Annotated in this window: 7 protein-coding genes; 5 read left to right on the top strand and 2 right to left on the bottom strand. The window is 56.2% G+C overall.

Annotation, left to right across the window (positions count from 1 at the left end; all coding sequences use genetic code 11):
* Positions 1-59 precede the first annotated feature (59 nt).
* Complete coding sequence (locus ACJROR_RS01610) at positions 60-3,311, bottom strand: DNA topoisomerase 3 (protein ID WP_406545570.1); 3,252 nt, start codon at positions 3,309-3,311, stop codon at positions 60-62.
* A gap of 113 nt (positions 3,312-3,424) precedes the next feature.
* Positions 3,425-4,141 carry a hypothetical protein gene (locus ACJROR_RS01605; RefSeq protein WP_406038289.1) on the bottom strand — a complete coding sequence of 239 codons (717 nt, stop codon included), beginning with the start codon at positions 4,139-4,141 and terminating at the stop codon, positions 3,425-3,427.
* 857 nt (positions 4,142-4,998) lie between these two features.
* On the opposite strand from ACJROR_RS01605, the gene ACJROR_RS01600 reads away from it, so the two are divergent.
* From ACJROR_RS01600 to ACJROR_RS01580, 5 genes are all read left to right on the top strand, one after another.
* Positions 4,999-6,429, top strand: a complete 1,431-nt coding sequence (locus ACJROR_RS01600; protein ID WP_406545569.1) for a conjugal transfer protein TraH — start codon at positions 4,999-5,001, stop codon at positions 6,427-6,429.
* A gap of 177 nt (positions 6,430-6,606) precedes the next feature.
* On the top strand, positions 6,607-7,371 hold the full coding sequence (locus tag ACJROR_RS01595) for an SIMPL domain-containing protein (RefSeq protein ID WP_406545568.1): 765 nt from the start codon (positions 6,607-6,609) through the stop codon (positions 7,369-7,371).
* A 315-nt stretch (positions 7,372-7,686) separates the two neighbouring features.
* Positions 7,687-8,232, top strand: coding sequence for a hypothetical protein (locus tag ACJROR_RS01590; protein WP_406545567.1), 546 nt, complete (start codon positions 7,687-7,689; stop codon positions 8,230-8,232).
* Between the two features lie 722 nt (positions 8,233-8,954).
* Positions 8,955-10,268 carry a group II intron reverse transcriptase/maturase gene (ltrA, locus tag ACJROR_RS01585; protein WP_406545566.1) on the top strand — a complete coding sequence of 438 codons (1,314 nt, stop codon included), beginning with the start codon at positions 8,955-8,957 and terminating at the stop codon, positions 10,266-10,268.
* Between the two features lie 261 nt (positions 10,269-10,529).
* The coding region (locus tag ACJROR_RS01580; RefSeq protein WP_406545565.1) for a hypothetical protein at positions 10,530-11,045 on the top strand (516 nt) is incomplete at its 3' end.

Here is an 11,045-nt window from a genome sequence, read left to right as displayed (position 1 = left end):
AGGAGGGCGGGGCAGAGCAGAGCCTGAAAGGGAAAGAGGGCTGGAAAGAGAGGACTGACTCAGATATTTCGGGTGCCCCGGCACTGCGGATATTTGCTGCAGCCCCAGAAGGGCCCCCGGGGGCCCTGTCTTTTTTTCATGGGACTCCCGCAGGAAGGACACACCGGCGTATCCTGAGAAGCGCTGTCCGGCTGCTTCCGGGAGGCCGGGGCCGTCCGGGGGGTTTTGCCTGGCTCCCCGCGGGAAGCGGAGGCTTTTCCCGGCGTCCGGGTTACTCCCTCATCATTGTCAGTGACGCTGATGGTGCTCCGGCAGTCCGGATAACGGGTACAGCTCCAGAACTTTCCTCTGATGCCGTTCCGGAGCGCCATGACGGCGCCGCATTTCGGGCAGACCGGGGGCGGGGCGTCTTCCGGCACCGGTGCCGGCCGGGAGCTCGCTTTGGGACGGGCTTCCGCTGCCGGAGAAACGGCCTCAAACGGGGCGGCCGGACGGGGGCGGGATTCCGGCGCCCGAGCCGGTTTTTCCGGTTCCGGTTCCGGTTCCGGAGCCGGCGCCGGAGAGTCGAAATCAAGACCGAAGCTCATGTCGTTAAAGATGGAGTTCATGTCCGGAAGTCCCTGAAAATATTCCGGCGGGAGCTGTCCCGGAGAAGCGGCATCCGGCATCGGGAAGGGATCCGGAATCTCGGGAGGAGCTCCGGTCTGGGCGGCATTTCCGCTGGCGCCCGGCCGGGAGGTTTTCGGTTTGGCGGAAAGCCGGCCCTTCATGGCCCGGTATGTATGTGAAAATGGATTGCTATCGGGATCGTACATAAATCCTCCGCTGTTTTCTGAATGCTGAACCTCCGGCCGGGGGGAGAACCCGGGAGCTCCGGCGGATGCTCTTGGCGCGTTTTCCCGGGGGGCTCCCCAGCCTCCTTCGGGAACTCCCGAATCCCCCGGGAATTCCCGGGCGGACGGGGCCGGAAACGGCGGAAATGAGGGATCCGGGAATCCCGGATCCGGATAACCGGGATATTCCGGAGGCGGCGGGACGTCCGGGTAAGGAGGGAAAGAGCCTTCCGGGAGATCCGGGAAGGGGAACCCGGGATCTTCCCGGGGCGCTAAGGCGGCGGGAGCCGGTGATGCCGGCAAAGCTTCTCCTGCCCCCTTGCGGGAACTCCGGGCGCGGGATTTCGGGGCGGCTGCGGTTTTCCTCCGAGGGGTCTTTGCGGTTCCTGCAGTATCTTCTCCCGGGGCGGTTTTCCGTGATGATGCGGTTCTGCGGGAGCTCCCTTTTCCGGCTCCGGTGCGGGAGGTCTTTCTCCGGGGAGAGCCTGAGCTCTCTCCGGAGTCCGTCCCGCTCCCGCCCGGAGGCGGCATTGCCGGAGCTCCCGGAAGCGCGCGGTTTCTTTCGCTGTTAATAATTTCGGTTACAAAGGCGGCAATGTCCTTTTCAAAACGTTCCTCGGTTTCTCCGGGGTCTCCGGCGGCAATTTTTTCCAGTCGCTGCTCCCATTGGGCAGTGAGTCCCGGAGAGGCGATGTCAGCGGCCAGAATGCCGGTGATAAGATAGCGGCTCTTGGGGGTGGAGAGCAGGGTGTTCCGGCCCTCTCTTTGCAGGTACTCCCACTTCAGCGCGGAATCGATAATGCCGGCCCGGGTGGCGGGAGTGCCGAGTCCGTCCGTGTCCTTCAGCATCTTTTTCCAGGCGGGATCGGTGACGTAGCGGGCGATGTTTTCCATCGCGGCCAGCAGGGTGGCTTCGGTGAAATGCTTCGGGGGCGTGGTTTCCTTTTCCTCCAGGGTGAGATCCCTGATTAAGTGGAGATCTCCGGGGCGGGCATCAGGAAGCCTTTGGGGCGGGAGTCCCAGTCCGGAGCTGTCGTCCGGATCGCCGCTTCCGGATCCGCTGTCCCCGCCTCCCCTGCTGCTCCGGGATCCGGCCGCGGCCCCGGGGGCGGCGTTTTCCCGGGTCTCGCTTTCGTAAAGAACCTTCCAGCCCGGGGTTTTCAGGATGCGGGAGACGGCCTTGAACCTTTCCCCCTGGGATTCCAGAATCAAAGCCGCGGCATCATAGACGGCCGGAGGGTAGAACTGGGCGATAAAGGAACGCCGGATGGCCGTGAAGACATTGCGTTCCTCGGGAGACATGGCGGCGAGATTCACATTGGCGTTCGCCGTGGGCACGATGGCATTGTGGGCGGTCACCTTGGCCGTTTTGTAGCAGGCGGGCTTTTTGGCGGCACTGGCCCCCCGGAGGAGATTCCGGACAGCGGGATCCTGAGCCTCGAGAGCGCCGAAGATGCCCTGAACCTCCTTAAACTGGTCATCCGGCAGATATTTGCTGTCGGTGCGGGGATAGGTGGTCGCCTTGTGCTTTTCATAAAGACTCTGGGCCAGAGACAGGGTTTTCTGGGCGGAGTAGCCCCAGCGCTTGCTGCAGTGCTGCTGGAGGGAGGTGAGATCGAAGAGCTGCGGGGGATACTCCAGCTTGTCCTTTCTTTCAAAGGACACCACCCGGGCCTCCTGCCCCCGGCATTTCCGGATTACCTCTTCGGGATACCGGCGATCCAGCACGTGTCCGTCGGGATCCTTAAGGTTTTCCCCGGGGAGCCAGCGGGCCTTGTAGTCCATGCCGCCGCCGTTCACGTCGGCTAGGATTTCGTAAAAGGTCACCGGCTTAAAGTTTTCAATAGCGAGATCCCGATCCACCACCAGCTTCACCGTGGGGGAGATCACCCGGCCCACGGACACCACTCCCAGGGAGGAACCGGCCTCCCGGGTCTTCAGGGTATAGAAGCGGGTGAGATTGAGTCCCACCAGCCAGTCGGCCCGGGCCCGGCCCAGGGCGGCCTGATAAAGGGGCTCGGTTTCCGAACCGGGCACGATGTTCCGGAGCGCCTTCTGAATGGAGGCATCGTCAAGAGCGGTAAGACAGAGTCTCATGAGAGAGCCACGGTAGTTCGCCCGGGTCAGGATGTTGCGGGCGATGGACTCGCCTTCCCGGTCAAAGTCGGTGGCGATAACCACCTCCCGGGCTCCCTTTACCAGCCCGGACACCACCCGGTACTGCTCTTTGGATCGGGAGGCCACCTGATAGCGCCACTTTTCCGGAATAATGGGGAGCGTATCCAGAGACCATTTCTTATAGGCCGGATCATAGTCATCAGGCATGAATTCCGTCAGGAGATGGCCGAGACACCAGGTTACCAGAGTGGCGCCTCCGGCATCCTGCCAATAGCCCGCCAGTTTTTTGCGGATGCCCAGATTTCTGGCCAGATCCGCCGCCTGGGAAGGTTTTTCACAGATAAACAGACGATAGCTCATGAGTTCTCCCGCTGAGAATTACCTGCGCTGATTTTACCCCATTACCTTCCCGGTGTTGCGGGATTTTCAGTTTCCGGCTGCAATTTCGGAACCGGGGTCAGATCCCGCGGCGATCACCACATGAGGGGAGCCATGGCATAGAGGGGCAGCTTTTCCGGTATCGGGGTTCCCGTTCTTTGCGACTCCAGCACCCGGAGAGTTTCCTGAAACAGCGCAAACACGTACCGGGGATAGGAGTCATCGGAGCAGTAATTCTCCTGGTACTCCGGGAGGTCATCCGGATCCGGCGGGGCGTCATCAGATTCCTCCTGAGAGCGCCGGTCCGCTACCCGGAGATCGTTAATGAGGCCGGTGGTAAAGTGTTCTGCCATGTTCAATACGGATCTGGCCCGGTGTTTTCCGGCGTCCTCCCGGGGTTTGCGGTTCTGCTCATCTGCTACCCTGCTGAGAGCCCGCCAGAGCTCCCGCATGGCCGGATGATCCGAGCAGACCTCGGGAAGAGCGGCCGCTCTTTCTCCGGAGCTTTCGTAACGGCCGGAAAAATATTTCAGGAGAGAAAAGATCTGCTCTCCTGTGGGCAGATCGCAGGGCTGTTCAGCGGGGAGATCGGCAGGCAGTTCAGCGGGCAGCGCGAAGAACTGCGGGCCGGGGGAACAGGCTGCTTCTCCGGCGCCCCGGGAAGCGCTGCCGCGCTCACGGGGCGTATCAGGGGAATACCCGGGGCCGAGATCCCTGAGGAGGGAGCTTTTTATCAGGCTGAATCCGGAATAGAGGAGATCCTGATTATTCCGGGGAGTCTTTTTGCGAACGGAGGGATATGGTTTAGTCATATGTCAGTTTCAAATAAGCCGGCATCCAGGAATGCGCATGCGGAGGAAAAAAACAGAGATCCCGGGGATTATGCAGGTGATTTTGACGGCGTTTTGCCGCGCATCTGTCAAAAAGTTTGAAGTATGACACTGTTTTAAACATGTTTATCCCTTTGTCAGGCATTTTGCGGTAGACTTTGGTGTTGTTGTAACCTGCTGCAGGTTAATCCGGCAGTATGGTTTTTTGCTGAAAGGGTATGGTTTGGCCGCCTTCCTTTCAGCTTTTTCGTTTCTGGCCGGCTTTTTTATCTGGCCTCGGGGCCTTCTCAGGAGCTTTTAAGGCTCTCAGATATTCCCTCTTTCCGTTTTCCTGACCGACTTTCCGGCAATCTTCCCGCTAATCATGGCTGATCCTGGTCAGGCCTCAGGTTTCCCGCTTTGGCATTCTGCGGGGCCGGAATCTCTGCGCTGATGCCGGAGATGTAAAACGTTTTCGTAAAAAAGTTGATAACGTTAACACCCAGCGGCGGCGGGCATTATAGCCCAAATTGCCGGAGATGTTAAAAATTTGTGAATTTCTTAATTTCAGATTCCGGAAATGCCGGCAAGGGGGAGAACCGGGGAGTAAAGAGAGAAAGGGGGCCGGGATCCTTCCGGGGGGAAGCTGTCCGGAGGAGGCCGGGGCTTTTGGGACAAGGGCTCCCGGGGGGAGCAAAGGGGTATTTCGCAGCTAAGGCAAAATTCTGGTGTACAGTTTGTTTCCGGTTCCGCCGGCGGATCTGTCAGACGAGGCTGTCCGGCAGCGCTGCCAGCGGCGGGCCATTGGCAGGAACGGTCAAACGGAAAGACACAAACGGAATAACCCGGAGGAGAGGACGATGCTTAAGGCCTTCAGAAAACGCAGGCTTGTCAGGATCATGGCCGGAGGCGCGGCGGGGGTGTTTTGGCTCATGGCCGCATCACCGGCCGGAGCGGATCTCAATCATGAAATCAGCGAGCTTTACGGCTCTCTCAGCAATGCCAGCCGTCCCAAGGCCTTTGAAACGGAACGCCGGGGGGTGATTTCCGGAGGCGGGGCTGCGGCAAGAACCCCGGTGAAGTCTCTGGATCCCCTGACGGTCACCCTGCCTCATGCCGGAGCCGGCTGTTCCGGGATTGATCTTTACGGAGGCAGCTTTTCCTATATCAACCGGGAGGAGTTTATCAGCTTCATGCGGACGGTGGCGGCCAATGCGCAGGGCTATGCCTTTGAAATCGCGCTTTCCGCCATTTGCGAAAAGTGCGCTCAGGAGATGGAAATCCTGCAAAGGAAGGTGCAGGAGCTCAATCAGTACTTCGGAAACAGCTGTCAGCTGGCTCAGGGGGTGGTGAATGACTCCCTGTCCGCTTTCGGCCGCAAGGGGCTTACCGATGCTTCCCTAATCGGCCAGTTCGAGGGGATGGGGGATCTTTTTGAGCTTTCATCCGCGCGGGATGCGGGGACGGTGTACCGGAAGGCCCGGGAGAGCGGCTCCCGGGAGGCTTTCCGGCTCACCGGCAATCTCATGTGGCAGTCCCTGATGGAGAATGCCTTCTTTTCAGAAAACCCCGACATGGCCGAGGCGGTAATGAGCATGACGGGAACCGTGATTATCACCGGGGAGGGCAAAAAGATCTCCGTGGTGCCCGGCGGGCTTATCGGACTTCAGGATCTCACGGAGGGCGGGGAGATTCCGGTGTATCGCTGTCAGGATCGGAAGCCCGCGGGGTGCCTGCAGGTAGTCAGAAAAACCGTCCGGATTCAGGGGCTGGGCTACCTGGTGCTCCGTGAGCTTGCGGGAGATCCCGGCGGGGCTTCGGGAGATCCGGCCGGACAGGAAGGACAAGGCGGCGGGAGCGGCGGCGGAATAGTGGGCAAATTTGCCGGAAATTCCGGGAGGCTGACCGCCCGGGAGACTGCTCTTATGAATTCCCTGAACCCGGGCATTCCCGCCATGATCCGCACCCTGGCTTCCCGAAATCAGGGGGCGGCGGCGGAATTCTGCCGGAGCATCGCCTATGCCGCCGCTCTGGATCTGGCGGTAAGGTCTCTGGATTCCTGGCTTTCCGGAGCCGAGACCCTGATGCGGGAAAACCCCGGAGCCTTCAGCGGCATTCTCCGGGATCAGATTGCCCGGGCTCAGAGCAAAACCGCCTCCGACCGGCTGACTCTGCAGCAGAAATACGGCACCGACCGGGATATCCGGGAGCTTTACGGCTACTACCTTAAGGACACCGGCCAGTCCCGCTACATGTCAGGGGAGTTTGTTTACGGCCGGGAGGCGCCCTGAACGAGGCTGCTTTGCGAGAACCCTAACCTTGCGGCGCTGTTAACCGGGCGGGATTTTAAGGAGCCTTCCTGCGGATAATGTTTTAAATTCCGGAAGCTGCGGTATACTTAGTCTGTGAATACGTTTTCCGGCCCCGGGGAATGCTCTTCCGGGGTCTAAGAGAGAGGAGCTCAGTTTATGAAAATCACCGCTAAGTCTTTATTCTGGAATATGGTTTTGGCCCTGGGGGTTACCGGCTTAACCCTGTCTCCGGGAGCCATGGCGGGAACGGGGGAGGAGTGCGTTAAAATCAGAACGATCTCCCTTACCGGCGGCGCCGTGCTTAAAATGATGCCGGATCAGGCTCTGGTGTCCGCGCAGATTACCCTTCTGGACAAGACCGCCAAAAAGGCCCGGGATCGCGCGGATGAAGTGGTGAACGCGCTCTTCAAAAACCTGGCCGCTGTGGGACTGACCGACAAGGATGTCCGGGCTGACAGCATTTACCTTTACGAGGAATATGCCTGGGAAAAGGATAAAAGAGTTTCCAAGGGATTCCGGGCCAGCCGTTCCATCACCGTTACCGTTAACGATCTCACCAGGCTTTCCGAGACCATGGATCTCATTATGAAGAGCGGCTTTAACAATGTTTCCGGCATTCATTACCGGGTGCGGGATTCCAAGGCTGTCAAGGCCAAGGTGCGGGAAGAAGCGGTCAAGGATGCCCTGAGCAAGGCGGAGAGCATTGTCGGCGGGCTTAACGCCAAGCTCGGCAAGGTGCTGACCATTAGCTACGGCACCGTGGACTACGATAACCCCCAGACCTTCCGCGCCGCCAAGTCCGCCCGGATGGAAATGGCCGGAGCCGCCGCAAACGGCCCGGGCTTTGACAGCGGGGATCGTTATCAGGCCGAGGAGATTTCGTTTGCCGATAGGGTGGACATTACCTGGGAGCTGGAGTAAGGAGACTCCTCCGGAACGGGACGGCCGCTTCCATGCCGTCCTTTTCCTGGCAGCGCCGCTCCTTTCCGGGAATGCTTTCCCTGCTTTTTCTTTCCCTGCATAGCGCTGATGCAATTATCCGGAACAGCGGGCAGGCGCGGTTTACGGATTTTCATCTGAGACTAAAGGTCTCATAAACGCTGTTACAGTCAGGAGATTGTCAGTGTCCCGGTATTCTCGCCCCTGAGAATATCGGAAACACATCCGGGGAAGAAGCAGGGAATCCCCGGCTGTTTCAGAAATCAGCGCCCTGAAATATCAGCATTTGAGAGTGCCATGCAGCAAAAAAAGAGCTTTTTTAAAAAAACTCGCCATAGCGGATCGGATCTTAATGATCCCGGTAACCCCAGGGAGCTCTCAGAGCTTGAGAGGGATGGCGGAAAACTGGGCTCTCAGCTGATAATGCTTGTCGTATGGGGCGGCTTTGCGGCTCTGCTGGCGTTTGTTTTCTTCTTTATCACCAATACGGAAGCCGGGCAGGAACTGGAGATCAGGAGAGTTGCCCGGGCCGCTCTCCGCAGCAGCTTCAGGAACCTCAGTCTTGAAAGCATCGATCAAATCAGGTGCCAGCGTCATACTTCTCCTATCCCGATATACGGCGGGGAAGAATTTCGCGATGACTGCGAAGCTATAGCGCGGTATTCCAACGGCACGGAATCAAAGATCTGCATCACCAAAACCGGAACTATCGGCACCAATCCCGAACGCGAAGACAAAACCAAGATAGACAGCCTGAGGATCACGGTTAATCTGTGCGGTCTGGATCCCAAAGCCGAGGCCTCCAGGCAGATCTATGCGGAACATCCCAGGCCCCGGCGGTAATCGTCTTTGCCGGAGGCAGATAAGGAGACCTGTCAGCCCGAAATTTCCCTTTTCTTCCGCTGTTTCATCTGGTGACCAGGGATTTCGTTACGTCCCGAGCTTTTTTGCGAGCCGTCATTTACACTGCATTCCCCCTTGTTCATTCCGAAGAGGCTGCCATACGCTGCAATTTCTGACGCGCGAGGCAGTTTCCGGGGTAAAGGGGCGGAGCCCCTTTAATCAGTGTGCTCGGCATGTTCTATATCTATAGGGTGAAAGTCCCGAACACGACCGCTGGTGGTAAGTGTTAGCGAATTGCAAGGTGGTTACAGTAATGTAATAGCTGAAAGAAGCAATAGTGAAATCCCGAACTGACGTACAGAAATCACTTTAGGCAGGCAGAGTGGATAAGAGTCCTGATTAACTTGAAGTCCGATAGCCAGACGGAAACTCTGAATGTAAAAGTGGCAGTGGTGGGAGGAAAGATGTAGGGCTTACCCGAGGAGATCCTGTCAGCTCAGCAATGAGTAGTAACAACGAATGGCAGGAAGTCAGCAGAGGCCGTAGTAGCGATGAGTATGCGTGAAGGGCCGAACAAAACGAGTGTGAAAATTTAAGGAACGCAGCCAGAGTCCAGAAAACAAGGCATAAGACATAAGCGACGGCCGACCTGCAGGGAAAGATAGCACGGAATGTGAAGGATACCTCAGGGGTGAGATGATGACGGTGAGCGATATAGAGATATGAGTAGCATAAACTTCAAACCGATAACTCTTGAGAGAATACTCGAAAGGAAGAACCTTGTGGAAGCACTTAAGAAGGTGGTCAGCAACAAAGGCGGCGCCGGCGTTGATGGCATGGAAACCCTTCAGTTAAGGTGTTACATATTGGAACATCCGAATGAAATCTCGGAAGCGGTGAGAAACGGGACTTACAACCCGAAACCTATCAAAAGGGTATACATACCTAAGGAGAACGGAGATAAGCGACCTCTGGGCATACCAACTGTTATCGATCGTTTTGTGCAGCAAGCGGTGGCTCTAGTGCTGTCCGAAGAGTATGAAAAGATCTTCTCAGATAATAGTTTCGGTTTTCGGCCCGGAAGGGGATGCAGGGATGCAATGGCACGTGCCATGACATACCTGAACAGCGGTCTGGAATGGGTTATAGACCTTGATTTGAGCAAGTTCTTTGACACCGTAAACCATAGCAAACTGCTTCAGATTTTATCCGATAGGATAAAGGACGGGCGGGTAATCTCTCTGATACATCGTTTTCTGAAAGCCCCTATCTCGGAAGAGGGAAAAGTAGGCAATAAGGTTACCATCGGAACACCTCAGGGCGGGGTCATCAGTCCCGTACTTGCCAACGTTCTCTTGAATGAGTTGGATCAGCTTCTGGACTCTAGAGGAATTAAATTTGTTCGCTATGCCGATGACATGGTAATCATGTGCGGAAGCCAGAAGGCGGCAGAAAGAATTCTTCAAAATGTAACGGAATTCATAGAGAAAAAGCTATTCTTGAAAGTCAATAAAGATAAAACCAAAATAGTCAGGGCCAGTGAGGAATCACAGTTCTTAGGTTTTGCGTTCACTCAGCGGGTGAGCCAGAAATTAAAGGACGCCTACCCGGGCATGCGTTATTTCCCAACGGTTCATGAGAAGAAGCGTGTGAAGTTTGTAAACTCCGTCAAAGAAATCCTCGACAGAAGGGCTAAGGGTGGTATAGCCATGGTCAAGCGAAAGCTGGAAATGAAGATACGCGGATGGAGTAACTATTTCTATGGAGCCGTTCCGGGTTCATGGATGAAGGATACGGATGCGTGGATCAGACGGCGTGTCAGGCAGCTCCTCTGGAAACAGTGGAAGAAGCCGGGCAAAAGGCTTGAAGAGTTTAGGAAAAGGGTGAAAAGAGCTCCGTCAATATCTGAATATGCTTACTCCTCAAATAGGTATTGGACTATGTCCAAGACTCCTCAAATCCACAGTGTTCTCAGTAACAAACGTCTGATGAGCGAGGGGTGGGTCATTTTAGAACAGTTTGCGTGGAAAGGCTAATTTACCTTCTTTCTGTGTTCTCGTTTTGAACCGCCGAATGCGGATCCGCACGTTCGGTGGTGTGGGAGGGGTGAGTAAAACTCCCCCTACCCGATTTAAAGGAAGCGCCGGAGGCGTCTTCCCTTCTTAATTATTATTCCTCGGATCTTTAACCTGTTTCTGCCTGTTTCTGCCTGTATTAGCAAACTGCAAACTGAATGGGGCATACTTGATCGCGGTTTTGCTGCGGAAAACGTCTTTAAGACCATCGAGGATCAATAAATGGAAGTACGTGATCATGCTGCGAACGAGGCCCGAAATATCAAAGAAGGTGTCAAGATATATGCCATCAAGGGCAACCCGGAGCATTCGTCACACGCCATCGGGTCTAACGTAACTTCCATGAAGCTTGCCGATGATCTGGTGCCGCCGCAAAAGAATATTCTGGTAGGTACCGTAGGCAGCGGCAACACGATTGATCACACCATCAAGAAAACAATGAAACAATTATCCACCGAAGTACGGGACATTTTCAAAACAGATCCCTCCACCGGCAAAATAATAATAGTAAAGGATAACGAGAACAAGCCGGTACCCATACCCAAGGAGGACTTCAGCCTGACCACACTGACCTCCGGAATCGGTATCATTAAGGCAGCTGTTGAAAATCTTAAAGACCAGGAACAAAAGCTTCTTGAGGCGGCGCAGGTATGGTTTTCAGAAGGTTTTCTGGGCAACGGCAAATTTCATGGTGATTTTCACTCGGGAAACATCATGACAACCAATGGTGACGCCACA

The organism is Succinimonas sp. (assembly GCF_045225735.1).
GTDB lineage: Bacteria > Pseudomonadota > Gammaproteobacteria > Enterobacterales > Succinivibrionaceae > Succinimonas.
The sequence above is the reverse complement of the archived record's forward strand: the minus strand, read 5'-3'. Positions and strand labels throughout refer to the sequence as shown.

Coding starts and splice junctions, on each gene's coding strand:
- ACJROR_RS01610 (WP_406545570.1), bottom strand. CDS start 3,311: ATGAGCTATCGTCTGTTTATCTGTGAAAAACCTTCCCAGGCGGCGGAT.
- ACJROR_RS01605 (WP_406038289.1), bottom strand. CDS start 4,141: ATGACTAAACCATATCCCTCCGTTCGCAAAAAGACTCCCCGGAATAAT.
- ACJROR_RS01600 (WP_406545569.1), top strand. CDS start 4,999: ATGCTTAAGGCCTTCAGAAAACGCAGGCTTGTCAGGATCATGGCCGGA.
- ACJROR_RS01595 (WP_406545568.1), top strand. CDS start 6,607: ATGAAAATCACCGCTAAGTCTTTATTCTGGAATATGGTTTTGGCCCTG.
- ACJROR_RS01590 (WP_406545567.1), top strand. CDS start 7,687: ATGCAGCAAAAAAAGAGCTTTTTTAAAAAAACTCGCCATAGCGGATCG.
- ltrA (WP_406545566.1), top strand. CDS start 8,955: ATGAGTAGCATAAACTTCAAACCGATAACTCTTGAGAGAATACTCGAA.